Below are 25631 nucleotides of genomic sequence, written 5' to 3'. Positions count from 1 at the left end.
AATCAAAAGTCCCGGGCAAAGCCGCATTGCTATGCCCCACGAAATGACAGGTCAAACTGGTCACCAGCCCCGACCGCCAGACATCAGTAAAAGCAGATAGCCTCTGATTTTACTGTTATCCTGCAGTGAGCGTGCGCTGCCCTCACCGCATGGTGGGAGAGTATAGATAAGTCGCAGGAAGGGGCAAACGTCGCGCAAAAAGGCGATATTGAAGGCGATGTAGGGGGAGTAATGTCATCCCAGGCAGCCCCATTCAGACAGGAGAAAATTCGCGCAATCATGGCACCTTTCACCTACAGGCGCAAGATAAAATCCTGTGCTTAAACCTCACAGATAAACAAACATTTCGTCTGAAAATAGCGGCATAATAATGCAATCTGAAACATAATTTCACCTAGGTAATTGCCTTTAACATCAATACGATAATAGGTATGCAGGAGCTAACGTGGTAATCGGACCCTTTATTAATGCCAGCGCCATTTTACTCGGTGGCGTTCTTGGCGCGCTGCTCAGCCAGCACTTACCCGAACGTATTCGGATCTCAATGACCTCAATATTCGGGTTGTGCTCGTTGGGGATTGGTATCCTGCTGGTTATCAAATGCGCTAACTTGCCGGTGATGGTTCTGGCGACGCTGGTCGGTGCATTAATTGGCGAATTCTGCCATCTGGAAAAAGGAATCAATGCCGCGGTTGCCAAAGCGCAACAGCTTTTCACCAAATCGGATGTCAATGCAACACACGAATCCTTTATCCAAAGCTATGTGGCCATCATCGTGCTGTTTTGCGCCAGCGGGACCGGGATATTCGGGGCGATCCATGAAGGGATGACCGGCGATCCTAATATTTTAATCGCCAAGTCATTTCTGGATTTCTTCACGGCCATCATTTTTGCCTGTTCATTAGGAATCGCGGTATCGGCAATTTGCGTGCCGATGCTGGCAATCCAGCTAACGCTTGCCACCTGCGCCACACTGATTTTCCCCCTGACGACGCCCGCCATGATGGCCGATTTCAGCGCGGTAGGCGGACTGCTGTTGCTGGCGACGGGTCTACGTATTTGCGGAATCAAAATGTTTGCGGTGGTGAATATGCTTCCCGCCCTGCTGCTGGCAATGCCGCTTTCCGCAGCATGGACGGCATTTTTTGCCTGAGAATGCGTGCAATACCAGCAATGTGGTGATAGATTGTGCAGTCTGCATTGATTTGAAGAAATTTCGTTGACGAAACGAAGTGAATCGGGTTTAATGCGCCTCGTTGCCCGGATAGCTCAGTCGGTAGAGCAGGGGATTGAAAATCCCCGTGTCCTTGGTTCGATTCCGAGTCCGGGCACCACTATTCAAAGCCGGTTGGTCAGATTTGCAAGATGCAATACTGACGGACACGAAGACGAGCCAGTAAAAACACGATGTAACGCTGTTACTTGCTGTTGAAAATAGGCTCTTGAGAAACAGACTTGTTGTAGCAAGTCTGTTTTTTTCGCGTCTGATATTTGCAAGAAATCATTTCAATGTCAAATAATGTAAGCGTTTGACACCATTCCTGAATCCATTCTCACTACATCAATTCGGTTTCGAGTATATCCCGCAGACTATCAACACTTTCGTCAATGTATTCCAGCGTCGATGTGATGCTGACATGGCCCAGCAGTTTCTTCACCGCGTACAAATTACGTTCAGGTGATTTCATCATGTGTGTTGCTACCGTATGGCGGAACCGATGCGGCGTAATCGTAAACTTACACTCCCGTGATAAGCGCCGGAAGAACGCTCTCAGCGGGTACTCGTTCATCACCTCCGGGTACTTACTTTTTCTCATCAGGTCGAACCAACCCACATTGAACACCTGATCACCCGGTTCCATCCCTGCCTCACCGGCTTTTCTCACCAGTTCCTCCAGCGATGGATACAACGACGAAACAATCGGAACCCGATGCTCGCGATGGTTTTTCGCTCCCTCGATATTCAGATCAATCCACTTCTCCTCAAGATTGATATCGCCCAGCCGGATATGCAGAAGCTGGTTTTGCCGTATCGCGGTATAACGAAAAACATTTACCACCGTCAGCCAGAACCACGCCGGGAGTAGCGCATTTCTGCGACCATTGAACATGCAGCTGTTCCCCTTCCCTGTCTCAGCGTCCAGATGTTGTTCCATCAGTCGGTACATCGCGTCCATTTGCGTCTGTGTCAGCGTCTTCTTCTTTTTCGTGCCAGGGCGAACAACCGCGCCATTGAAGGGATTTTCAGTCTGCGGCAAAAGCCCCTGCTTGATGCCAAAATTAAACAACGCCCGCATGTGGGCAACTTTGTTATTCCACGTTCGGGTCGCGCAGTTATGGTCATTCAGCACCGTATGACGCCATTTCAGCACCGTCAGGTGATCGATCTTAGTCGGATTAAACGATGTGAATCCTTCGAATGAGCGAACCACTTTCTGGTAGCTCCACTCCGTCGCCGGTCGTAATGATTTGCTGTAAAAATACTGTTCAGTAAGAAGCCCAAAGGAAATACCATCCATAAGAATATCCTTATATAACAATAAGTAACAAGTCATCCTCAGGATTGTTATCGCCTGTAAAAATCTTACTGGCAAGTGTCAGATGCCAACTCATCCAACAGCGTCCCTTGTCCTGGTACATCATGCGGCTACCTCATCGATAAACTTCACCCCCTCAGCAGTGCGTATCCAGCGTGGGGCTTTTATTTCCGCTACGAAGTGATGGATCAGGTCGAACAATAGCCAGCTAAGGTATTTCTCCGTTTCAGAGGAGAACCCCTGCCCGGAGAGTGTTTGCGTCAGAGCGAGGCAATACTGGCAAACCTCTGTGCATTCAGGCCCGAAACCAGAAGAACAGGCAGGAAGAGTATCAACAGTGAGACTTTCAACGAGATGGGGAGGAACAGGTTCAAGCAGTGTGGGCTGTAGCAACGTCAGGCAGGTGTTGATCCTGCCACAGAGCGCCATTTTCAGCACCGGGTCATCGCATTCGATCAGAGCCTCAGCAAAGTTTTCGCAGTGCCCGGCTAACACCGTAAAATCGGTGGTGGAGCTGAAAGGGATGGTGAGTAACAGATGAATCTGGTCGAGGGTTGTAGCCATAATCCGGTTTTTCAGTTGAGCCATGTAACGCGTTAATCGTACAGCTCAGAAATGAACCCGTAGCGGTATTAATTTCGCGAATATTGCTCAGGTAACCCAGCCCATCAATATGCAAATTAAAGTAGCTGGATTGTGGTTTGGATTGTATCGGTGCCGGAGCTGCTGATTGAGCAGGAACTGGAGCCGGGGCATTCTTGCTGGCACTGTTTTTTTAGCTTTAGCGGTGGTGGTTTTAGATGCTGTAGACATGATGTTTCTCCTGGAAAAATTCGATAGACGGAGAAACATCCCAGTCGGATGTTTTCCCGCTGGGGTGTCAGACAGATATACACGAATGTATGACGCTGACGGTCTGTGGTTGAAGTATACCTTTATCGCTGCCGCGATCCCTGCTTTCAAAGGTTAAGCAAGGTTACCGCCCGAAGGCATCGTCTCTCAGGTCACGACGATTTTGGCTGGCAATCACCCGAAGGCGTCCCTCTCAGATTACCGGGACATTGGCTGTTGTCGGTGACAACGGGGTAAGAGTAATAATTGTTCACAACTTCCCCCAAAAAAGCAATGTAAAAAAGTAAAGGTATTGCATCATTTTTTAATACGTTGAAATTCTGTCTTCCCTGCTACCATCCAATAATCCAGATTAACTTCTGTATTATCTTGAATAGCCAAATCGCTGTTCAAAGCCACACCTAGCGCATCTAAATAGTCAATAGCAGACTTAATGACCTTGGCTAAAAATAAAAGAAACCGCTCCATATCTGGCGGGTACATTAAATCCGTTTCAGATTCAAATATATAATGAGTTCTAGCCTCATCTTCCTTTACATACGTGTTAATGGCGGTTTCCAGCACCCATAGATTAAGCACATACATCACTTCAGGATTATCAAGCTTATCCAAAACATACCTAATTTCAGGTTTCCACTCTATAGATTTTGTTAAAAGCTCATTTTGTACATGCCCGATAAACTTATTTCTTAAGTATTTTACAAAAAGATACCCATCCTCTGAATTTTTATATATTTCTGATAGCCCACGATGATGGCGATATACAGTTCGGATGGTATTCTCAAAATCAACGACATTTGATATTGTTAAAAATGAGTGTTTCAAGAGTATGATTCCGGTCATACCTTTAATGCCACCAGATTGAAATTGCTTATCAATTTCAATCAAATCAGCCTTTAGTAAATTTGATTTTATCAAACGTTCCATGATCCACCTCGTTATAAACAAAAAGGCCCAATCCCATCCTGGTATCGAGCCTCTGAACCTGTACCACGGGTTCATCGTCAATGTCACTTCTCCGGGCCAGAGCCTTTTTTGGCCGACGTGTAATTTCACGGAGGGTCACGCCTTACAACCTCATCCAGGTAACAAAATGGGTCGCTATACTGTCCAGTCGTCCGCCTGTAGGAACGAAAAATCGGATTACCGCAGTCGCGGGGTACTTCAAAGCCATCAGCAAAATAGCAAATTCACGCCACGCTTCCAACCAAAAACATAAAGCCAGTCAGACACTTTTCTTTGCCGGACTTTTCCGCCGACGAGCGGGCTTCTTCGCCCCAACGTTCACAATCCCATTGCAATCAGGGTAGCTGGCGCATCCCCAGAATGTGCCTGATTTCCCTGTGCGCTGACGAGTCGCCCCACCGCAAACCGGGCACGGTGGAGACGGCGGCAACGTGATCTTCACCGTCTGCTGCCGCCCCTTTGCCACCAGTTGCGTTGTCCAGGCTGATTGTTTTGCCATAAAGTCATCCAGCGACATCCGCCCTTCAGCGATATAATCCAGAGACTGTTCCCAAAGCGCCGTCATTCCCGGATCTTTAAGCTGTGCCGGTAACACATCCATCAGATCACCAGCTATAGGTGTCGCCAGCAGGTGTTTGCCCTTCTTCACCACAAAGACACGTTTCAGGAGCGTTTCAATCACGCCAGCCCGGGTCGCTTCCGTTCCCAACCCTGCGTTCTCTTTGAGGATCTTTTTAAGACGCGGATCGGTAACAAACTGCGCCGCATTCTTCATCGCCGCAATTAACGTCCCTTCCGTATAATGCTCAGGCGGTTTTGTCTGCTGTGGTTTTGCTTCCGCGCCGGTGACCTGACATGCACTCCCTTTAGCCATTGCAGGCAATCGGGCTTTGTCACCAGCAGCGTCTGTATCCTCTTCAGCATCTTTACCAAACAGGCTCTTCCAGCCAGCAACCACTACAACCTTACCGCTGGCCTTAAATAACTGCCCACCACAATTCAGCGAAACCCGAGTGGCATCCACTTCATGGTTTGGCAGGAACTGAGCCATATAATGCAGCCGGATAAGCTGGTAAACGTTGCGCTCCTGCTCACTCATTTTCGCCAGATCACAAGGCTGCTTTGTAGGGATGATGCCGTGGTGTGCGGTGATCTTTTTATCATTCCAGATGCGGGAAACATGCTGTACATCAAGCCTCGAGATAATCGCAGATAAAGCAGGATCGCTTTGCTGTACCGAGGCCATCACCTGCCCGATTTCTCCACGCATTGATGTCGGCAAATAGCCACAGTCAGTACGAGGATATGTCGTCGCTTTGTGGGTTTCATACAGAGCCTGGGCGATATCCAGAACCTGCTGAGCACCATAGCCAAAACGGCGGGAACAGGCTTGCTGTAACGTACCGAGATCGAATGCCAACGGCGCGGATTCGGTTTCCCTTTTAGTTTCCACGTCTGTCACCTTCGCCTGCCCGGTTTTCTGGCAAAGCTGGACCACCTGCTGCGCCGCTGTTGGGTTGATACAGCGTTTTTCCTCGTCACAATACGCTGTCGCGGGCACCCATTGCGCCTGAAATGCGAGCCCTCCCGCAGCCAGCTGTGCCGCAACATTCCAGTAAGGTTTCGGAACAAACTGCGCAATATCGCGATCCCGCTCCACAATCAGGTTGAGCGTCGGAGTCTGTACCCGCCCCACGGATAACACGCTGCCATAGCCGTTCTCCCGGGCCTTTACCGAATACAGACGCGTCAGATTCATGCCGATTTGCCAGTCAGCCCGGGCACGGCCCAATCCGGCCAGATAGTACGGTTGCGTTTCACTGCCTGGTTTTATCGCCGTCAGCGCAGCGCGAACGCTGGCCTCGTCCAGCGCCGAGAGCCATAACCGCTCAACCTTCCCCTGATAGTGACAGTAATCGAGGATTTCACGGGCAATCACCTCGCCTTCCCGATCCGCATCGGTGGCGATCACTACCGTATCAGCCTGTTTCAGTAGTTTCTGGATGATGGCAAACTGGGCTGCGGCATCAGGTTTAATCTGCATTTGCCACGCTGTCGGCAATACCGGCAACACGTCAGTACGCCACGGCACACCGAATTGTTCACCATAGGCGTCCGGACTGGCCTGTTCCAGCAGGTGACCAAAACCCCAGGTCACACACACACCGTTTCCGGTCTGATGGCCCGGCATTTTCTTTGTCGCACCGAGTACCGCAGCGATATCCCGTCCCTGACTGGGCTTTTCACACAAAAATAGCCTCATCGAGTCGTCCCTTCCGCTACGCCCTTCATATTCTCAAATAATTTGCAGGTGTACGCCGCCGTGGCATGAGAGACCAGACCGGAACGAAAGGTGATATACATGCGGCTACCGGAACCGTTTTTCTCCAGCTCGACCTGAATGCTGTCGCTGGAATTCTCACTTCCCCAGTCACGGCCCATTTTGTAATAGCTCCCGGGTTGCCCATCCCATACCCATGCCCCATCGACTGCTGAAGCGGCAGTCCATCCTCCACTTTGCGTACCGTTGTTACGCAGCTGCGCCACTTCTTCAGCCGAGATAAATCCGTAGTAGCGTTTTACCCGCGCCGCTGCCGTATCAACGTCAACAGGAAAACGGTATTCCTGCGCTATTTTGTGGCTGGCCTGCGGTATGCCTTTCGACAACACTACCGGACCATTGTCTGCAGGTGCGGAACCGACTGAGAATATCCCACTACTAATCTGGTTTATCGCACTGTTGACACTGTCAACACTCGCACAGCCACTCAGGCAGGTACTCAGGATGAACAACCCAGTAAAAGCAGTTTTATTGCTGATCATCCGGCACCTCCTGCTTTGTTTCTTTGTCCTTGCGTGACTGACGTTTGAAAGCGGCTTTCAGCGCCTTAATACTTTCGGCGCTTACTGTCGGAGAAAAGCGAGAACGTCGGGTTCCCAGCAGGATCGCCCTGTCCAGATCCCCCAATTGTTCGATAGCCTGTCGGGCAACATCATTATTTGAGGCAATATCCTGGCGGGTAACGGGTTGAGAACGGTAACGCAGGGCAACCGAGAAGATACGGCGAATTTGATGGCTACCGCGATGTAGCCAGGCTTTGCGCTCTTTCAGCGACATCAGACCGTAATGGTGAGCCTGAAAGACACGCAGAATAAGCTGGTCGAATCCAACAAGGAGATAAACGCAGCGGTATCCCAGAGGAGTATGGCTGTGAACGCCGATATTCAGCGGTGCGGTAGAGGTGACCCCGGAAACAGAAGCGTTAGCAGGCAGCATTGCCATCAGGGCATCAATATCGTTCAGCCATGTCTGGAGCTGTTGGCTGGCTGTCTCCAGCAGTGTTTCCACTTCCACCAGGGCCGCATCTGCCCACGGATTATCCGTCAGTGAATCGCGGTTAATCCGGGAAATGAGCCGGAAAAATAGCGGCATTCCGATGAGAGAAGGCTTACCATCCGAGGCTGGTCGCCCGCTCCAGGTGCTAATGGCGTATTGAGTGTGTAGCTCGATGCGCAACTCAGAATACAGTGCACCGGCTTTCTTTTCTGACTTGTCTGACATAGGAATCCATCCGATAAGGGGGTACGAAATGGAAATAGTCAGGGATTTTTGAAACTGATCACAATAAAAAACCATAAACAAATAATAACTAATTCCTCACGGATAGATATCAGTTACAGTAAAGATGGTCGAGCATGTTTCTTTACATGGGGTTTTGAATAATGAAATTGAATTTTAATGCAACTTGCCCAAAGTGCAGTCAAAAACAAAGTTTTGTAGCTTTAGCAATCAGTTCTGAAAATAGTGCTTTGGCGTACGATATTTTTCATCATGATGAGTGGAAGACATTTTGTTTTCACGCTTTCTCAGTTGCAACCTACTGTGACCATTGTAAAAATTACGTCACCGCAAATATTTCAATCAATAATGATAAGATTACCCAAGAATCTAAACTTGAAAGTTATGCTAACAAAACACTCACACTATCGGAAAATGACGATATTATTATTGATTTTGATATTCCACCTATTGAACCACCCCAATATTTCGAATCCCCTCCAGTTACGTCACCATATGATCTTCTGACCCAAGCCAAAAGTTGTTTCAAAATTAGCGCGTGGGATGCTGTTGGTATCGTCTGTAGAAAGATAATTGATATTGAGACTCAAAAAATATGGAGAATAAAAAACCCTTATAACACGGATAAATCTGATAAGGAAAACAAAATACCTTCATTAGCAAAAAGGCTTGAAGATCTATTAGTACCAGAGATCAGGAACAATAAAAAGAAAAGGGAAGATATAGACAGAAATAATGTATACAAACATATTGATGTAGAAAAATTTGAGCATCATCTTTTTTATATAGCCGATAGTTTAAGGGAGGAGGGGAATAGTGCTGCGCATAATATTCTAGCCATCGAGCAAGATGCTGCTGAACATGCAATCATTTGTGCAGAGTTATGTCTTGACTTACTTGACGAACATAAAAAAACTCCGAATAATAAATAGTTCAAAATATATGGGCAATAAAAATCATATCGCCCATAGAACACCCCATTAACTTTACCTACATAACCATTTCAATTATATTTGATATTATTTTTTCGCGTAAGCTAAAACCCATGCTTTCTCAACTCGCAAAAAACTTTAACAATAGGATCATTATTTTCACTATTTCTATTTAATAACCCAAGAATCGTAGAAGAAATACCCAGCACCGACCCCATTGCAGTCAGAGGCAAGGACGCAGCACAAAAATAAGCCAAGCCATAACTACCGATAGAAGAGGCCGCAATTGCTTGGGGAAGATATTTTTTCAATACATTTTTATCTGCATTTTTTATCTCTTCAGCAATAGCATCTTCTATATCATTAGCGACTTCATTAAGATCAATTTCTCCTCCAGAGGTTATTTTATTAAGAAATTCATAATGAAATTTCTTTTCAGATTGCACTATCTCTTGAAAGTCAGAAAGAGAAATACTATCCATAGTAACAAACCCCTCTTTCACTAACATACTTTCTGTTAGAAGAGCGCCTAACAGACCTTTGTATGCATAATCTAATGAGGTTTTTGTTAGTATTTTACTAGATGTAATATTGACTGACATCAATTCATCATAGTTATCTTTAGATTCAGCAATCGTATAAGGGTGTAAGTTGCATTTTTTAGTAATCGACCACAAGTTAATAAATGACATAATATTTACATTAATCTCTACATCATTTTTAATGCATTCGACCATCATTCTCTTCGATTCTTCATGCCACTGAAAAGGAGAGGGTATAATAACGACACGACCAGTCTGAGCAAGAGGTAGTAAGCTAGCGAGCTCAGTAACGACAGTGCATAAATGAGGAATATTAACTTTCGCCAAATCTTTTCTATTTAATATTCTTTCATATAAGTAATCAATTAATACGACACGATCCGATATTAAAAAACCAATCTGCATTGCCTTTTTAAAATCATTAACCAACCCGAACATTCCAGATTGAATCTTAGCATCATGCTTTTGAACACATATATCTATAGCACTATTCGCCCTCTCCCATATAGAACTGAAATGTTCTTTCAAGGCACTCAACTTATCAACAGACACATCATCAGGAAAAATAATGGCATTCCCATCATTATCTAACTCTATATCAAGACAATTAATTACCCCAGAGATATAATCAATCGTGAATGAGTTGTATTGAACCATGATATCACCAATTTTTATAGGAGTTTCGTATTTCTCTACCAATTATTTCATTGAATGCTTTCTCTAACTCATCCATTCCTGATTGATCACTAGGGTAGATATCTATTAATTTAATACCTGAAATTGAAAGTTTATTTTGCTCTTGGATTATTTCAGATAAAACATCCTTATATAAAGATTCATTAATCGTCTCGAATCCATCACAAATCCATTTATCCACAGTATATTTCACAACACTATTTATTACTGACACAGGGGCAACTTCATTACATAAAATAGAAACAAAATTCATATTATCAGATAATAGAAGTTCTGTTTCATCGGAAAACATAATTTCAATATGACGCCAGAAATCCTTAGGGCTGAGTTCCCATAAATACTCAAGATAATCCGCTATATAGTCCTGTTGAAACTTTCGCATATTAACTCTATATAGTACGTCATGATCACTCATACTCTCGACATCTTTAATTGCATCATTAGGATTCATATCCTTCAAAGTGTCATGATATTCCTCAGTCCAATGATATTTGGTCGAATTACTCACTTTTTTTCCTTATAAATATATTATGTACGTCGTCATTTCACAGCAGTCTTTGGAATGATACATCCCGAGGTAAAGCTCAACAACTACCACTGTTGACACTGTCAACACTGTCAACACTGTCAATACTGTTCATATTATGACCTGAAATAATGCTCCCGGATCTCAGCCATCACACCGGATACAAACTCTCTTCGGGCACGTTTGACCTCTTTTTTCCCAGCAGATGGTGGCACTACAACCGATTTTGGCTTTGCAGGCGGATGTACTGCCCCCGTATCACCAACGTTAAACTGCCCTTCCCTTGCCCGCTTCAGATTCGCCAGCAGGTAGGCCGTGACATTCCTGACCTCTGTCGCTTTCATACGGCCAGCCAGATCGTCCAACATCCGCTGTCCCAGTCCGTCAGATAACGCACTAAGTTGTTGCTCCAGCATACCCCGGTCAGTCGTGTTCAGCCGTTCGATTACCACCGTCGGCCATGACAACCGACTTTCGCTCCCTACGTACGTATCTTTTACACTCTGTGTAAAACTACGTACGTAACGGTTCGATTTTCGAACTAAGCCGCCATCCGTTGACTTCCGGCTTAGTTCGGAATCCGAACCCGGTAAAATATCCCCTTTTAGAACGCCAAGTTCGGATTCCGAACTCTGTGTATTTTGACCTGGTTCGGTTTCAGAACTGGGGATTTTCTTCTGCCGTGATAACACCATTTCCCGCGGAGTTTGTGGCGCGGATAACCGGGCTTCTATCAGCGCAACACGTGAGTGTCGGTGACGCATACGGCTATCGGATTTGATATCCTGCAAAACGGCCAGCGCTGTCAGGCGTATCGTTTTATTGGTGTGTCGGCAGGCATCAGCAACAGCATCAAGCCAACCAGGATCGAAATATTCCGCGTCAAACAACCCCAGCGGCTCATCGTGCTGGGCATAAATATTCCCACGAATACGCCCGGATTTATCTCTGACACGTTTGCACAAGCTCAGCTAACCTCCGCGGCGGACCTTCATGTATTGCCCATTATCTTCATCCAGGATGACGCCCTTCTCCGGGTCCTGCGGATCCTGGCGCGGAGATTTCGCGTAATAGTCCGGGTCATACCAGTCGCTCACCCACTCGTAGCCGTTCTCTGCCATGCCGTACAGCCCGCCGGGGGTCGGCGGATAGCGATCGACGGCATAACGCACCAAGGAACTTTCCACGCCGGTCGCCTCTTCCGTAGCCTGCCGGTCCTCGCTGGTGGCGTAGTTTTCCCCCCGCCCGGTTTTCTCATCCTCACGCCAGTCGCCGTCATCCGTTGCCACCAGAATATACTGACCCCGGTCACGCGCCGCGTACTCCCACTGCGCTTCCGTCGGCAGGGAAAACGGCAGCCCCGTCTTCTTTTTCAGCCAGCGGCAGTAATTCTCGGCCTCAGTCCATGACACCACCGCCGGACTGTTTTTAAAATGGGTCATGTCCGCCAGGATTTTATTCCGCCATTCTTTATCAAACTGCTGGGCAGGTAATCCCGCCATTTTCAGATAAAAAGCGTAATCCTCATGGGTCACCTTGAAACGACCGATGGAATAGCTGTTCAGCGTCACTTCATGCACGGGTTTGGTATCTTTTTCCGGTGAACAGCGCGCCCCCTCACCGTGCGTGCGGGAGCAAAAATCCCCCATCCAGAACGTGCCGCCCGGAATAAACACCAGATCGCCGGTGATGCGTTGCAGGTAGTGTGCTAATTCAGCGTTATCCTGCGCCGCAGGCTCCGGTTTATCGCAACCGCTCAGCAACAGCAACAACGCCAGGCTATATTTATAAATTCGTTTTTTTTCCATTAATCGTTACTCTCCCATTTTTGCTGATACTGAGGATCAACCGGCACAAAATGGCACAGTGACCTATAAAATGGATTATCATCACAATGTAATTTGTATTGTTTGCTGCAATTTGGCGAAAAAGAATAACCGTAGGTTGGTTTTTCCTTTAAACGCGACACCAGTTCATCGAAATCTCGCAACTCTAGTTTATCGATGATATTATCCAGCTCGTCATCACTATCAATGCCCGTCTGCAGGAATATCCGGATATTCTTTTGCGCCATTTTTACAATCGCGTCCTCATTACCGGGATACACCGTTCCCGTTGCAGTAATACGCGTCAACACCTTTTTCCACTCCCGTTTGGTTTGAATACTGGACAAAATAAACAATACCGCTTTTTTTCGTTCATGGTTGGTATCCGGGATAATACCATCACCCTGGTTATTGATATCAATACGATCGTAGGCGCCGTCTAAGGTCAGGAGATACAGGGTAGCACCTTTTGCCTCAGGCGAATAAAGATATACATTGCCAGGGTTGCTATTAATTTTAAGCGCAAATTTATTGCGCTTTGCCGACTGGTCTCTTGCCGTCATAATTTCTGTAAACGTTGATTTAATAAACCCAGAGAAATCTTTGAGAACATCATCAAAATCAGCCTTCATCTTATCATAATACTCTTTGTATTTTTTCTCCTTATCCATCAATAAAATATACCACAAGGCATTAAACGCCTCCTCCTCAATAATCACCCAGTGCTTATAGTCCATGCCATAGAGTTGATAGATAACCCATACGGCGAATTCCATAAACAGCTCGGGAGTAATCTCACCCTCCACAAGTCCCTTCGCGCCGGGGCCCAAACACAAACTGCCATGCATATGGAACCTGAATCTTCCTTTAACAAAACGAACCCTAAACTCACCGCTGGCCCCAGCGCCTAACTGAACCTCGCCACCGACTTTAAGCGAACCAAAATCCTGGAAATCACCTAAATGCTCTTCTTTCTTTTTATTCTTTTCTTTTTGATTTTGCAGTTGAATTAATTTATCCATTGCCGAGGCGTCAAGCATTAAGTCTGGTTCAAGACCTAATTTTTTTAACATGGCCGGGATTTCCGCCACCAGTGAAGTAAAGGGTTTCAGCCACTGTAATGTTCCACCTAAACTGGCGCCAACTTTAGCACCACCAAAGGCTTCCGCTTTTACTTCCAGTCCTTTTTTTGCTTTGCCTTTATTGCCCTTAACTTTTACGCCTTCTTTTCGTTCAACAAATGTTGAACTTTTGGTGCGATTCCCCATTAGCAACTGTTTTTGGTTGTATGTCACAAACTGCAGATTGGCTTCTATCTTGGCTGATGCGCCAACATACCCGGTCAATTTCCCTTCTATTTTTGCCCTCAGGACACCAATATTGGCTTCTTCCTTATCATTAATCATAAATTTAAGCGGCCAGCCGGTCCGGTCGGGAACAAAAAGTGTGGAGTTTACTTTTCCAGAGAAAACGGTTAATTCAGCTTGAGCCTCACCTTTTATTTTCACTTGTCCGGTATCAGGGTCCCAGCTATTAAGCGTGGAGGCATTCGCTGTCAAACGCATAAATTGAGCACCCGCAGAAACATCAATATATTCACCCGTGTGCTTATACTTTTTATCGTTCCATACCTCGGCCCATTCTGTTAATGTCTTCTCAAATTTGATGTTTGCACCGACAGTCATTGTGCGATCCATCATTTGTTTAATCTTCTCCTTGGCTGTTTTCAACTTCTCTGATAAAGATTTTATATCGATACCAATAATATTATTATCTTCATCTTTGGTGAAAATATTATCACCACTAAAATCATCCACGGAAATCACTGTGAATTTTGTTTCAAACTTCTTATAGTCTTCTTCTTTAACATATGAATAAAATCGACCAAAAGCTCGCTTCTTAATATCTTCAATGGGTATTAGCTCAACTATAGGTTTATACCCACTTTGTTCATTGAAATCCCCCAACTCCTGCTGTAGATTTTTAGTTGCCGTTTGTAGCTCACCTTCAGCCTTTGATATTTCATTTTCCAGTTCGGGCAACCTGTCCTTATTGGCAGTATCCTTTAACTGCACACCATATTTTTCAATAGCCTGAGAGTATTTATTTTTTGCAATATGTTGTTTATTTACCAGGTCGCTCAGTTTGCTCATAGCAACTTCAAACACGCTGGCATCCGCTTCATCAATAAAAATCAATTGTAATTTGTCAATCCTGAAATAGCATTGACAAGATTTGACAATCACAATTTTTACATTTGACTCAACCTTACTCGTTTGATGATCTGCTGCTGGCGTGTTTGAACCGCTCATAATCTTTTCCCTGATTATTCAGATGCATAAATTAATAAATTATCACTTCACCGGACTCGGGTGGTTCACTGCACAGCGCACGGCTTTGTCGCTTGGCCGGTATGATCTGCTTTCAGGGTCCGCTTTATAGCGCACCATGGTCAGCCCGCGCCCCGGCCCTGAGTAGTCCTGGCTGCGCAGCACCCGCGTGTAGTACCCGTCCGGGTCTTTAAATACCGGCTGCTCCGGGCCCTGCGGGTCTTTTACCGGCGAATGGCTGTAGTATTCCGGGTCATACCAGTCCTTCATCCATTCCCAGCCGTTTCCGGCCATGTCGTAAATCCCCAGCGGATTGGGGGGACGAAAATCACGTGGAAGCGGGGATAGCCACTTGAGGGTTGAGCCTGTCTTTTTGGCATACTCTTCAGTATCCAGCTCAGTGGCAATGTTGATGCCCTTGCGGTTTTCTATACGTATCGTGCCGTCATCGGTGGGCGCCACCACATATTTACCCCGGCTACGCGCCGCGTATTCCCACTGCGCCTCCGTCGGCAGCGAGAACGGCAGGCCCGTTACCCCTCCCAGCCACGCACAGTACCGCTCCGCTTCGTTCCAGTCCACGCGGGCTGGCGTATCCGGGATCCGTCTCCTGTCATTCCAGTCCCTCCCGCTCAAACGCCCCTTGACCTCCCGGCCCTTCAGGCCATTCCAGGCCAGATAAAACTGGTACTGCTGGTTGCTGGTTTTAAACTTACTCAGCGAATAGCTGCTTAACTCCACCCTGTGCAAAGGCTTGCTGTCTTTATGCCCGTCGTACTGCAGTTTTTCCACGCCATATTCTTCGCCAAAATCCCCCATCAGATATTCACCGCCTTCCACAAATACCTGCTCTGACTTTATCTGCGCCACAAACTCCTGCAGCCGGGCCTGGTCTTCCGCACTGTGCAGGGGTTTGACTGAGGCGGGGTTTTGATCGCAGCCAGCTGCTGCGACTATCGCAATGGCGCACAGCCACAACCTGTCGTTTTTCATTATCACAGACCTCACTTCACCGGACTCGGGTGGTTAACGGCGCAGCGCACGGTTTTGTCGGTTGGCAGATATGGTCTGCTTTCAGGGTCCGCTTTATAGCGCACCATGGTCAGTCCGCGCCCCGGCCCTGAGAAGTCCTGGCTGCGCAGCACCCGCGTGTAGTACCCGTCCGGGTCTTTGAATACCGGCTGCTCCGGGCCCTGCGGGTCTTTTACCGGCGAATGGCTGTAGTATTCCGGGTCATACCAGTCCTTCATCCACTCCCAGCCGTTTCCGGCCATGTCGTAAATCCCCAGCGGATTGGGGGGACGGAAATCACGTGGAAGCGGGGATAGCCACTTGAGGGTTGAGCCTGTCTTTTTGGCATACTCTTCAGTATCCAGCTCAGTGGCAATGTTGATGCCCTTGCGGTTTTCTATACGTATCGTGCCGTCATCGGTGGGCGCCACCACATATTTACCCCGGCTATAGAGCATGTGCTCAACGCTGTGTTCGCTGTATCCGACAGAGCGCCATACCAGAACTGTCGCTCCTGCGTCAGTTCAATCGCGACAACGCGAGATGGCAGGCTGGCTTCCAGTAGTTCCACCAGCAGTGCAAACAGTGGCGGGAATACCTGCTGCGGATTTGCGTGCTGGTATGGAGGTACAACGCTGACATCATTTTCTAATGAAAAGGTCAGCAGGCTGCCGGCTAACCGCGCCAACTCCCGCCACAAAAGCTCGGGGTGACGACCTGGGTTTTGCAGCATTTCTTTCAGAACAGGCTCCGAGCTATTAAGCGCATTCAGCAGCCAAAACAATGAAACGTCTGCTACCGCAAAATCCGCCATTCGTTCATTACTTTCACGGCGCAAGGCCATCAGACGGCGGCAACGGGCCTGGATACGGTGTACCAAATCACCGAGCGAATTGATTAATGAGGGGCTCGCTGAGAGTGAAAGCGAGGGTGGTAAAAAATCGTGCCCTAATTCCCATTGCCCCTGAGCATTACGAATAAGGCAAGCTACCGGACAGGTGAGATAAGCGCTGTTATCGTCGTGGGCATACCGGAGGGTAATAGCATGCCGCAGCACCGCCATATCAGTCTGCTCCTGGCCTGCGAGATCCTGCACTGGCAGCCATTCCTGCTGCCAGCGACACGGGCGGCTAACGCCGTTGCCTGATGAAAGGTTACCGCCATTAGCCGAAAGCAGCGGCAATGCCAGCACGATATCAACGCTGTTGTAACCAGTAAGGTGCGATAAATCACACGCCGGAGGCAGGTTATCTGAAATACCTGTATCCACTAACGTACCGTCAGGGAAGCGCACCACCAGATTAACGGGATTCAAACGGGAAACCGTTAGCGCACTTTCGTCAAACTCCGCGCTGATGACGCCCCACGGTGATGAAAGTGACATGTGAGCCACAACGTCAGCGACATAGGCATCCCAACGAGTCTGTTGCTGAAACTGCTGGGGAGCCAGAAAGGCCCCCTCGCTCCATAACGGACGATAGATCTTCATCGCACCTCCTGTGCGCTGCGTCGTTAAGATTTCGACTTAGGCATTTGTGAAACTAACGACAGACTGACGTCCATACCTTCAACCTGGAAATGCGGAATAGCGTACAGGCGCACGCGGAAGAAACCGGGGTTATCCTCAATATCCTCCACCACGACACGCCCATCACGCAGCGGGTGTGATGCCTGTAAATCATCGCCAGGATCGGTCATTTCGGTTACCAGACTGCGCAGCCAGTTGTTAAGTTCAAGCTCAAGCAGACGGCGATCTTTAGTCGTGCCAATGTTTTCTCGCTGCAGGATTTTCAGGTAGTGAGCGATACGAGAAAGCAGGAAGATATACGGCAGACGTGAGTTAATCCGACTGTTAGCCGTCGCTTCCGGAGTATCAAACTGTGCAGGTTTTTGAGCCGAGTTAGCAGAGAAGAAGCAGGCGTAATCACGATTCTTATAATAAGAAAGCGGAATAAAACCGAGGTTGGCGAATTCAAACTCGCGGGTTTCCGGAATCATTACCTCAGACGGGATTTTCACCTGATTACCTGTACCTAAATCGTACAAATGGATAGGCAAATCTTTAACCGCGCCGCCCGCCTGTGGCCCACGGATCTGGACGCACCAGCCATTCTTGATAAAACTTTTCACCATGTTCACAGCGAAAGAGAAAGAGGCACTGGTCCACAAATATTTTTCGTGATCCGGCCCCTTAACTTCTTCAACATAGTTAAAACTGCGTACCGGCACCGTATCTGGGCCATACGGCAGGCGACCCAGCACACGCGGCATAGTCAGCCCGATGTAGCGTGAATCATCGCTATCACGAAATGCTTTCCACTTGATGTATTCAGCACGTTCGAAATAATCATTGATGTCTTTTATGGCCGCGACTTCTTCCATATTTTCTTTCAGGAAGAATTTCGGCCCCACGGCACCAATAAACGGCATATGGCAAGCAGCCGACACGCCAGAAATATTGCGCAGCAGTGCAATATCCTGCGGACTGTTATCAAATTCGTACGCTGAAATCATTGCCGCAATGGGTTCGCCGCCTGGTTGATCATATTCTTCAATATAAACATGGCGGTATAACCCACTCTGGATAAGCTCCGGCGCGTCGTCAAAATCATCACGCAGCGCATCCTTGCTGATATCCATCATTTCTACACGGACATTTCGGCGAAAATCGATGCCGGTGATCATCGAATGCAAACCACGCCAGAGCGATTCTTGTTTTTGAAATTCAGCATGGTGCATAACTTCATTAACCTGGTCGCTAATTTGCTTATCCAGGCGAGCAATCTGCTCATCGAGCAGCGTTTTATCCAGACGTTCCAGGGGCTGCGCAGCATCCGCCAGACATGAGACCAGAACCTGAATCGCAGCGGTCACGCGTTCAGCCGGAGCGGCATCAGATAGCGCTTCATCGCTCTGCCACGCATCGACGTTTTTTAATGTCGAAACCGGGGCAAGATTAATTTTGTCAAAGAGGGATTGATAAACGCTACGTTCACTGGTCGTGGTGGTGGCGACTGAAGAGGTATGTTCCTGAACAGACATCAACATATTCCTTTTATGATCCTTTACTATTCCTGCCGATTTAGCGGAGGAAACCCTGTATAGCCTTAAATCTCTTCCGGCATCATCGTTGCCAGTTCATCACGCAATTCCTGACTCAAGTCCGGATCTTTAAGGATGATTTCCAGCTCGCGACGAAAAGCGGCGTTATCGAGTAAGTTAGATTTCAGGTCACGCAGTAAGTTACGCATAGCTAACAAAACGCGTAATTGTGGGATATTTCTTGCGACCTGTTCGGGTTCGAAATCGCGGATATTTTTAAAGGTAAGGTTAATATCGTCCTTTCTGTCATCACCAGCCAACGTATTTTTAACACTCAAATTAACTACTGGTGAGAACTTAGCTAACACATCATTAAAATTATTCTTATTAATATCAACCTTTTCGCGCTCCGATAATGGTCGTTGTTCTCTACCATTACTGAAATCCCCCACGGTCAAAAGTTTTAACGGCAATTCAACCTTTTTTTGCACGCCTCCGGTATGTAAATCTAACTTGATATTAACGCGTGCCGTCGGCACTTCATTCTGAAAACTGTCACCCATACGTCCCTCTCAGACCGGCGATTCCTGCCGATATTGTGCATTTCCTGACGGAGCATTTTCTAATCGCTCAACGTGTTTCTTACAACGTCATTTCTGTGGGCAGTCAATAATGACTGTTAATGACAATTAATGATTATAATTAGTACGCAGTCGGAATCCGATATATTCCACGGGAGAAAACATGATCGATATCACTAATCAGCCAAATAACACATTAGTGTTTATTATTTAAAATTAAAATCAATAAAATATTTATCTGATACAAGCGACGAAAATTAATCATTGGTGAATACATTCATTAAACGAATGCATTTAAGTTATAAGACATTAGCCTTAAAAATATTTAAGCCCATATATATACATCACGAAACTTATTTAAAGTTAATCAGCACCAATTTAACTATAAATAAAAAAGCCGGAGATATACTCCAGCTTTTCGTATTTCAATCAAGAACATGCCAAAAGATTACTCTTCCTTCACCACAATCAGCGGCTCGATATCGCTCTCTTTCTTAATCACCAGCGACTCATCGCCGCGCAGGCAGGTACCGCCGTAGTTACCGCCTACGGTGAAGGTACAAACCTGAATATATTTACCGGCAATGTTTGGCAGACACCAAAGCTGCTGATAAATGTTCTTCTGCTCGGCAAACTTACCGCTGGTTTTATCCAGCAGCTCTTCCTGATGACTCACCAGATCGATGTTGCTGCCACAACGTCCTGCAATAGGTTTCACCGCATAACCGGTTTGCGCCAGCTCATCATTAACAGTGAAATCGGTATCAAGCAGATAGCGGTGGTGCGGGAACAATTGCCACAGAATCGGCAAAATCGCTTTGTTGCCAGGGATCACCGTCCACAGAGGCTCGAAGACCAGCACTTCCGGGCGCAGCAACACGTCGATTAAACGCACTTCCTGATTCGTATGCCCGGTACGAATTGGTACCGCGGCGTACTCCGTTTCACTGACCTCTCGCACCTGCTCAATCGCGGTTTCCCACGCCCAGGTTTTCCAGACACAGTTCACCAGGCGACCGTCACCGTCAATCAGTTGACCAGCATCATCCCAACGTAGCTCATCGAGGCCACGCAGAATTTTGCTGTCAAACCCGGCCTGACGCAGCGCCTGCTGCATAAACTGCGCATGATAGTTTTCTTCGATATCCTTATCCTGCATGATGTGGACAAACGGACGTGCGCGGCTGTGCTTCCAGGCACCTGCCAGTTCGTTGATCAACCCTTCAGCCGGGTTGTGTCCCTGCCCTGTGTAGCCCCGCTCGGCCCATCTTTCGAGAATCAAGCCAGCTTCGGTATGGCACGAGGCGGAATCGGCGTTGTACTCATACACCTTCAGTCCACGTTCATCCATACAGAAATCCATACGACCCGTAATCATATGATGCCGACGACGCTGCCAGGAAAGGCGCAGGCGCGGCCAGAGGATTTTCGGGATATCGAACAGCGCCAGCAAGTTGTCGTCTTTCAGCACTTTGTCAGTCGCGTGCAGATACATCAGGTGCAGCTCGTTGGTGGCTTTGATCAGCTCCTGCTCGGCACTCTCGGTAATGGTGAAGTACTGATGCGGATCCTGATTAATCACATGCCCATTCGCCAGCACGTAGGCTTTTTGCAGCGGATCCTGTTCATCCAGCCATTTACCGTCAAACTGTCCGTTATCTTCCAGACGTGCGCCGCCAATTTTCAGCGAGTCATTGGCGATCTCCGGCTGCGGCAGGCTGTAACGGGTATCCTCGGTCTGGATCATCCAGCCAAGTATGGTGGTGTCGTCAAAGGTATCCCGCAGGGTGTAGCAACCGTTTTCAACCACCATCTCCAGTTCACGGGTCCACTGCTGTCCGGGAGGCAGCGGCGTATGGAGCACGTTCTGTTCGGCAATACGGATTTTGTTTTCCAGCAACTGGGTAACGACCGCCACATGCCCGGTATCTTTAAATTCGCCGCCTTTTTGCCAGATAAGCAACGCGCCTGCTACCGGTGCGCGGGGTGAACCATTGGGAAATGCCTGTAACGGCAGGATATTGTCATTTACCACTTCACGCAGGAAGCGTAAGGAGAAAATCTCCCAGGCCATGCCTACATCGGTGAAGACCACGCCATAGTTTAGGAAAAGAAAGCGGCGTGCGAACTCTACGCACTGCCATTTGTGGCCCATGTATTCGTCGTCGATATAGCTGCGAAATGCCGCATCATCGTCGTAGTCCCGTGGGTCAAGGGAGCTGTAATCTGAAGAGTAGATTGCTACGCCGCCTGGGGCGTAGCCCAATAATGTCCCGAATGGGGCATCCTGACTGGTCGTTCCTTTGCTCATGCACCTTACCTCAAAACAATACAGCCTGAGCAGGTTGGCGTGAATTTTTCGCTCTGGTTGCCTGCTCTGCGACACTAACCGGACAGAGGTCGACATCATCATACACCTCAACGCAGCTGCTGGCGCTCAGAGGCGAAAAATTCACAGCAGGAACTACGCTTTGGTCAGGGTGACCGGTACGCTTTTATAGGCCGGAGTCAAACTTTGTGTATCTACCGCGTCCAACGAGAGCAGGACATTCGCTTCAGGTAGATACGCGCCAATTGAGCCCGCCGCCATGTTGTAAATCACCACCGTTAAGCCGTACATGATGCGATCCGCGCAGGGCTGACCGTTGTCGTCCAGCGCCTGAACGTTGACCACATCACCCTGGCTCAGACCGCGGCTCATCGCTTCTTCGGCGCTTAAAAACACCACATCCCGACGACCGGTAATGCCGCGATAGCGATCGTTCAGACCATAAATCGTGGTGTTGTACTGATCGTGGCTACGTAGCGTCGCCAGAACCAGCGCATCAGCAGGCTGATTTTCCCGCTCTACCGCCCGCTGATGGCTGACGATAAAGTTGGCTTTGCCATTTACCGTTCGCCATTCACGGCGCGATGCAGGGGTATCCATACGAAATCCGCCCGGTTCAGCAATACGCGCGTTGTAATCGTGGAACGCCGGGATCACGGCTTCAATGGCGTCACGGATCAACGCGTAGTCCCCGGTTAACGCTTCCCAGTTGATCGGCGAAAGAGGCAACGTGGCGCGTGCTATGCCCGCCACAATCGCGGGCTCTGATTTTAGCCAGCGGGAGGCCGGTTTCAGTGCCCCGCAGGACGCGTGGACCATCGACATCGAGTCTTCGACGGTCACCGACTGAATGCCCGTCGCCTGCAGATCGCGCTCGGTTCTGCCCAGCGCGGGGAGCAGGTAGTTATGTTTTGCCAGCAGCAGGTGCGATCTGTTCAGTTTGGTCGCAACGTGAACCTGCAGATCCAGCTTTTTCATCGCCGCAAAAGTACGCTGCGGCTGTGGCATCGCCACCGCCAGATTGCCGCCCATGCAGATGAGCGCTTTTGCATCGCCCCGCTCGATGGCGCGAATACTTTCCACGCTGGAGCGGCCATGTTTGCGCGGTACACGGATAGAAAAATACGTCTCAAGGCGTTGCAGGAAATCTTCTGATGCTGCCTCGTTGATCCCCACCGAACGGTCACCCTGCACGTTAGAATGACCGCGCAACGGGCAGATCCCCGCCCCAGGCTTACCTATATTGCCTTTCAGCAGCAACAGGTTTACCAGTTGCTGGACGTTCTCAGTGCCGTTTTTATGTTGGGTGATGCCCAGACCATAACAAACAATCGTGGCGCGGGATTTACTGTAACTGTGCGCCAGATCTTCCATCTGACTGCGCGTCAGTCCCGAGTCCTGTTCCAGCTCCGCCCAGCTACGCTGGCGTAAGTCATCATACAGCGCGGCATATCCGGCGGTGTGCTCATCGATAAACGCATGATCGAGCGTTGGCTGCTGATCCAGTAAGATCCGCGCTTCATCCATTTCGATCAGCGCCTTCATGATGCCTTTAAGCAGCGAGGCGTCACCGCCCATTTTGACCTGGTAGTAGTCGTGGCTCAGCGCCGTCGCCTGGCCGGTGAACATCTCTTTCGGACTTTGCGGAAAACTAAAGCGCTCAAGCCCTCTTTCGGTCAGCGGATTGATGGAGATAATCTTAGCCCCGCGTCTGGCAACATCGCGCAGCGTGGTGAGCATACGTGGATGGTTAGTGCCAGGGTTATGCCCGATACAAATCACCAGATCGCAGTGGTCAAAATCATCGAGTTCAACGGTTCCTTTTCCAAGGCCAATGGCCGGCGTTAGCCCTGCGCTGGTCGGTCCGTGGCACATGTTTGAGCAATCAGGGAAGTTGCTGCTGCCATATTCGCGGGCAAACAACTGATACAGGAACGCCGCCTCATTTGACGTTCTGCCAGAAGTGTAAAACTCAACCTGCTGGGCTGAATCATAACTGCGCAGACGCTCGCCGATTTCCTGGAAGGCGATATCCCAATCCACCGCCTGCCAGGTATCGGACGCTGCATCGTATTTCATTGGATGCGTCAAACGACCGATATTTTCCAGTTCATAATCGCTGTAGTGCCAGAGCGTAGAAACCGGATGACGGCTGAAAAATTCCGGTGACGCTTTCTTGCTGGTTGTCTCCCAGGAGACCGCCTTAACGCCATTTTCGCACAGCTCCATCGGTGCCCGATGGCCAGGGTCCGGCCATGCACAGCCCGGACAGTCGAACCCTTTCACCTGGTTCATTTTAAACATCGCGATAATGTCGCGGGCGACAGCCTTTTGCGAAAACAACGAAGCAGTGACGGCTTTTACCGCGCCCCACCCACCCGCCGGGCCCTGATAACCGCTTACTCCTGGAACACCCTTTTTCATTATTACTGCTTATTCACCGCCAATTTTTGATGGTGAATACGGTAGCAATTTCCGTCCAACATTGATTTCCTCTTCATGGAGTACGGGCCAGGTACAATGAACGGGTTAGATTTATCTTCCCCTTTCAGCACAAAACGGCATAAAGTCCCAATCTGTTAAATTGAGTTCTACCTGGCTGCTACACTGCATCAAACAACCACTCAGAAGGCAGGTCACTATGTCAGACAATACCTATCAGCCCGCGAAAGTCTGGACGTGGGAAAAATCGAACGGCGGCGCATTCGCCAATATCAATCGCCCTGTTTCCGGCGCTACACACGAGAAAACGCTGCCAGTTGGCAAGCATCCGCTGCAGCTCTATTCGTTGGGTACGCCAAACGGGCAGAAAGTGACAATTATGCTGGAGGAGCTGCTGGCGCAGGGCGTGAAGGGCGCGGAATACGATGCCTGGATCATCCGCATCGGCGATGGCGATCAGTTTTCCAGCGGCTTTGTGGAGGTGAATCCGAACTCGAAGATCCCGGCGCTACGCGATCACTCGCAAAACCCACCGGTTCGCGTATTCGAATCTGGCGCAATCCTGCTCTATCTGGCGGAAAAGTATGGCTATTTTCTGCCGCAGGATTTACCAAAACGCACCGAAACGCTGAACTGGTTATTCTGGCTACAAGGCGCAGCCCCATTCCTCGGCGGTGGCTTTGGCCACTTCTACAACTATGCGCCAGTGAAGATTGAGTACGCGATCAACCGCTTCACCATGGAAGCCAAACGCTTACTCGACGTGTTGGATAAACAGTTAGCACAGCATCAGTTTGTCGCCGGAGATGAATACACCATTGCCGATATGGCGGTCTGGCCATGGTTTGGCAATGTGGTTCTGGGTAACGTGTACGAAGCGGCAGAGTTCCTTGATGCAGCAAGCTACAAGCACGTGCAGCGCTGGGCAAAAGAGATTGCGGCACGTCCGGCAGTAAAGCGGGGCCGTATTGTAAATCGCACTAACGGACCGCTGAACGAGCAGCTTCATGAACGCCATGACGCCAGCGACTTCGATACCAATACTGAAGATAAGCGACAGGCTTAAAATGCCTGATGGCGACGCCGGGGCGTCTTATCAGGCCTACAAAGACGCCCTGGCGTAGGCCGGATAAGGCGTTTGCGCCGCCATCCGGCATAAAATCAAGCGCTGGTGACGTCATACTCCATGCGGCGAAGTGCATCCAATGTGAATTTAGCTTCATCTTCATCAATGATGCTCATGGCGAACCCTACGTGCACCAGCACCCATTGCCCGACCAGTTCGGCAGGCTCGCCTTCACATATCAGGGCAATATTGACATCACGCTTGATGCCGCACACTTCAACCTGCGCAAGCTGGTGAATATCTTCACCAACGGCCAGAACCTGACCAGGGACTCCAATACACATATCTGACTCCGCCCCATAGCAACCTATGG

Annotated in this window: 21 protein-coding genes, 1 tRNA gene and 2 pseudogenes; 4 read left to right on the top strand and 20 right to left on the bottom strand. The window is 48.6% G+C overall.

Going from position 1 to position 25631, the window contains the following annotated elements; all coding sequences use genetic code 11:
• The first annotated feature begins 445 nt into the window (after positions 1 to 445).
• Positions 446 to 1153 carry a DUF554 domain-containing protein gene (locus tag G8S19_RS03570; protein WP_253686090.1) on the top strand — a complete coding sequence of 236 codons (708 nt, stop codon included), beginning with the start codon at positions 446 to 448 and terminating at the stop codon, positions 1151 to 1153.
• 105 nt (positions 1154 to 1258) lie between these two features.
• A tRNA-Phe gene (locus tag G8S19_RS03565) sits at positions 1259 to 1334 on the top strand.
• 222 nt (positions 1335 to 1556) lie between these two features.
• On the opposite strand, the gene G8S19_RS03560 is transcribed toward G8S19_RS03565, so the two are convergent.
• From G8S19_RS03560 to G8S19_RS03530, 7 genes and pseudogenes are all read right to left on the bottom strand, one after another.
• Positions 1557 to 2519: a site-specific integrase gene (locus G8S19_RS03560; protein WP_253686088.1), complete on the bottom strand. Its 963-nt coding sequence runs from the start codon at positions 2517 to 2519 to the stop codon at positions 1557 to 1559.
• Positions 2520 to 2639: 120 nt separating this feature from the next.
• A complete protein-coding gene (locus G8S19_RS03555) occupies positions 2640 to 3101 on the bottom strand; it encodes a hypothetical protein (RefSeq protein WP_253686086.1) in 462 nt (153 codons plus the stop codon).
• Positions 3100 to 3350 (bottom strand): annotated as a pseudogene (locus G8S19_RS03550) (DUF3577 domain-containing protein); the annotation flags it as partial. The gene G8S19_RS03555 and the pseudogene G8S19_RS03550, both read right to left, overlap by 2 nt.
• Positions 3351 to 3686: 336 nt before the next feature.
• Positions 3687 to 4316, bottom strand: a complete 630-nt coding sequence (locus G8S19_RS03545; RefSeq protein WP_253686084.1) for a hypothetical protein — start codon at positions 4314 to 4316, stop codon at positions 3687 to 3689.
• Positions 4317 to 4614: 298 nt separating this feature from the next.
• Positions 4615 to 6618: a DNA topoisomerase III gene (locus tag G8S19_RS03540; protein ID WP_253686082.1), complete on the bottom strand. Its 2004-nt coding sequence runs from the start codon at positions 6616 to 6618 to the stop codon at positions 4615 to 4617.
• Positions 6615 to 7178 (bottom strand): hypothetical protein, encoded by a 564-nt coding sequence (locus G8S19_RS03535; RefSeq protein WP_253686080.1) that lies wholly within the window; start codon positions 7176 to 7178, stop codon positions 6615 to 6617. Before G8S19_RS03535 ends, G8S19_RS03540 begins: the two co-directional genes overlap by 4 nt.
• On the bottom strand, positions 7165 to 7917 hold the full coding sequence (locus G8S19_RS03530) for a PFL_4669 family integrating conjugative element protein (protein WP_253686078.1): 753 nt from the start codon (positions 7915 to 7917) through the stop codon (positions 7165 to 7167). The genes G8S19_RS03535 and G8S19_RS03530 overlap by 14 nt, the downstream gene beginning before the upstream one ends.
• A 161-nt stretch (positions 7918 to 8078) precedes the next feature.
• On the opposite strand from G8S19_RS03530, the gene G8S19_RS03525 reads away from it, so the two are divergent.
• Complete coding sequence (locus G8S19_RS03525; RefSeq protein ID WP_253686076.1) at positions 8079 to 8867, top strand: hypothetical protein; 789 nt, start codon at positions 8079 to 8081, stop codon at positions 8865 to 8867.
• Positions 8868 to 8971: 104 nt separating this feature from the next.
• Here the strand turns inward: G8S19_RS03525 and G8S19_RS03520 are convergent, their stop codons facing one another.
• From G8S19_RS03520 to G8S19_RS03465, 12 genes and pseudogenes are all read right to left on the bottom strand, one after another.
• Positions 8972 to 10108, bottom strand: coding sequence for a hypothetical protein (locus G8S19_RS03520; protein ID WP_253686074.1), 1137 nt, complete (start codon positions 10106 to 10108; stop codon positions 8972 to 8974).
• A complete protein-coding gene (locus G8S19_RS03515) occupies positions 10071 to 10613 on the bottom strand; it encodes a hypothetical protein (protein ID WP_253686072.1) in 543 nt (180 codons plus the stop codon). The genes G8S19_RS03520 and G8S19_RS03515 overlap by 38 nt, the downstream gene beginning before the upstream one ends.
• Before the next feature lie 134 nt (positions 10614 to 10747).
• The gene (locus G8S19_RS03510) at positions 10748 to 11596 is read right to left on the bottom strand and encodes an STY4528 family pathogenicity island replication protein (protein WP_253686070.1); all 849 of its coding nucleotides are present in this window, start codon (positions 11594 to 11596) and stop codon (positions 10748 to 10750) included.
• A gap of 6 nt (positions 11597 to 11602) precedes the next feature.
• Positions 11603 to 12439, bottom strand: coding sequence for an SUMF1/EgtB/PvdO family nonheme iron enzyme (locus G8S19_RS03505; RefSeq protein ID WP_253686068.1), 837 nt, complete (start codon positions 12437 to 12439; stop codon positions 11603 to 11605).
• The gene (locus tag G8S19_RS03500; protein WP_124021407.1) at positions 12439 to 14769 is read right to left on the bottom strand and encodes a hypothetical protein; all 2331 of its coding nucleotides are present in this window, start codon (positions 14767 to 14769) and stop codon (positions 12439 to 12441) included. Before G8S19_RS03500 ends, G8S19_RS03505 begins: the two co-directional genes overlap by 1 nt.
• 42 nt (positions 14770 to 14811) lie before the next feature.
• Entirely contained in the window at positions 14812 to 15780 is a 969-nt protein-coding gene (locus tag G8S19_RS03495) for a formylglycine-generating enzyme family protein (RefSeq protein ID WP_115642850.1), read from the bottom strand.
• An 11-nt stretch (positions 15781 to 15791) separates the two neighbouring features.
• Positions 15792 to 16232 (bottom strand): SUMF1/EgtB/PvdO family nonheme iron enzyme, encoded by a 441-nt coding sequence (locus G8S19_RS03490; RefSeq protein WP_253686066.1) that lies wholly within the window; start codon positions 16230 to 16232, stop codon positions 15792 to 15794.
• A 47-nt stretch (positions 16233 to 16279) separates the two neighbouring features.
• Positions 16280 to 17287 (bottom strand): annotated as a pseudogene (gene tssK, locus G8S19_RS03485) (type VI secretion system baseplate subunit TssK); the annotation flags it as partial.
• Between the two features lie 23 nt (positions 17288 to 17310).
• Complete coding sequence (gene tssC, locus G8S19_RS03480) at positions 17311 to 18840, bottom strand: type VI secretion system contractile sheath large subunit (RefSeq protein WP_003024445.1); 1530 nt, start codon at positions 18838 to 18840, stop codon at positions 17311 to 17313.
• A 65-nt stretch (positions 18841 to 18905) separates the two neighbouring features.
• On the bottom strand, positions 18906 to 19403 hold the full coding sequence (tssB, locus tag G8S19_RS03475) for a type VI secretion system contractile sheath small subunit (protein ID WP_003024448.1): 498 nt from the start codon (positions 19401 to 19403) through the stop codon (positions 18906 to 18908).
• A 466-nt stretch (positions 19404 to 19869) separates the two neighbouring features.
• A complete protein-coding gene (gene gss, locus G8S19_RS03470) occupies positions 19870 to 21732 on the bottom strand; it encodes a bifunctional glutathionylspermidine amidase/synthase (protein WP_124021414.1) in 1863 nt (620 codons plus the stop codon).
• 153 nt (positions 21733 to 21885) lie between these two features.
• A complete protein-coding gene (locus G8S19_RS03465; protein WP_124021415.1) occupies positions 21886 to 24174 on the bottom strand; it encodes an FdhF/YdeP family oxidoreductase in 2289 nt (762 codons plus the stop codon).
• Positions 24175 to 24391: 217 nt separating this feature from the next.
• On the opposite strand from G8S19_RS03465, the gene yghU reads away from it, so the two are divergent.
• Positions 24392 to 25258, top strand: a complete 867-nt coding sequence (gene yghU, locus G8S19_RS03460; protein ID WP_253686064.1) for a glutathione-dependent disulfide-bond oxidoreductase — start codon at positions 24392 to 24394, stop codon at positions 25256 to 25258.
• A gap of 95 nt (positions 25259 to 25353) precedes the next feature.
• On the opposite strand, the gene hybG is transcribed toward yghU, so the two are convergent.
• Positions 25354 to 25602, bottom strand: a complete 249-nt coding sequence (gene hybG / locus G8S19_RS03455) for a hydrogenase maturation factor HybG (RefSeq protein ID WP_048213216.1) — start codon at positions 25600 to 25602, stop codon at positions 25354 to 25356.
• Positions 25603 to 25631: the final 29 nt, after the last annotated feature.

The sequence above is a fragment of the Citrobacter sp. SX206 genome (assembly GCF_024181025.1).
GTDB lineage: Bacteria > Pseudomonadota > Gammaproteobacteria > Enterobacterales > Enterobacteriaceae > Citrobacter > Citrobacter youngae.
The sequence above is the reverse complement of the archived record's forward strand: the minus strand, read 5'-3'. Positions and strand labels throughout refer to the sequence as shown.

Excerpts from the sequence above, each read along its gene's own strand:
- G8S19_RS03560 (WP_253686088.1), bottom strand. The coding sequence starts at position 2,519 with ATGGATGGTATTTCCTTTGGGCTTCTTACTGAACAGTATTTTTACAGC.
- G8S19_RS03555 (WP_253686086.1), bottom strand. The coding sequence starts at position 3,101 with ATGGCTACAACCCTCGACCAGATTCATCTGTTACTCACCATCCCTTTC.
- G8S19_RS03545 (WP_253686084.1), bottom strand. The coding sequence starts at position 4,316 with ATGGAACGTTTGATAAAATCAAATTTACTAAAGGCTGATTTGATTGAA.
- G8S19_RS03540 (WP_253686082.1), bottom strand. The coding sequence starts at position 6,618 with ATGAGGCTATTTTTGTGTGAAAAGCCCAGTCAGGGACGGGATATCGCT.
- G8S19_RS03535 (WP_253686080.1), bottom strand. The coding sequence starts at position 7,178 with ATGATCAGCAATAAAACTGCTTTTACTGGGTTGTTCATCCTGAGTACC.
- G8S19_RS03530 (WP_253686078.1), bottom strand. The coding sequence starts at position 7,917 with ATGTCAGACAAGTCAGAAAAGAAAGCCGGTGCACTGTATTCTGAGTTG.
- G8S19_RS03525 (WP_253686076.1), top strand. The coding sequence starts at position 8,079 with ATGAAATTGAATTTTAATGCAACTTGCCCAAAGTGCAGTCAAAAACAA.
- G8S19_RS03505 (WP_253686068.1), bottom strand. The coding sequence starts at position 12,439 with ATGGAAAAAAAACGAATTTATAAATATAGCCTGGCGTTGTTGCTGTTG.
- G8S19_RS03500 (WP_124021407.1), bottom strand. The coding sequence starts at position 14,769 with ATGAGCGGTTCAAACACGCCAGCAGCAGATCATCAAACGAGTAAGGTT.
- G8S19_RS03495 (WP_115642850.1), bottom strand. The coding sequence starts at position 15,780 with ATGAAAAACGACAGGTTGTGGCTGTGCGCCATTGCGATAGTCGCAGCA.
- tssC (WP_003024445.1), bottom strand. The coding sequence starts at position 18,840 with ATGTCTGTTCAGGAACATACCTCTTCAGTCGCCACCACCACGACCAGT.
- tssB (WP_003024448.1), bottom strand. The coding sequence starts at position 19,403 with ATGGGTGACAGTTTTCAGAATGAAGTGCCGACGGCACGCGTTAATATC.
- gss (WP_124021414.1), bottom strand. The coding sequence starts at position 21,732 with ATGAGCAAAGGAACGACCAGTCAGGATGCCCCATTCGGGACATTATTG.
- G8S19_RS03465 (WP_124021415.1), bottom strand. The coding sequence starts at position 24,174 with ATGAAAAAGGGTGTTCCAGGAGTAAGCGGTTATCAGGGCCCGGCGGGT.
- yghU (WP_253686064.1), top strand. The coding sequence starts at position 24,392 with ATGTCAGACAATACCTATCAGCCCGCGAAAGTCTGGACGTGGGAAAAA.
- hybG (WP_048213216.1), bottom strand. The coding sequence starts at position 25,602 with ATGTGTATTGGAGTCCCTGGTCAGGTTCTGGCCGTTGGTGAAGATATT.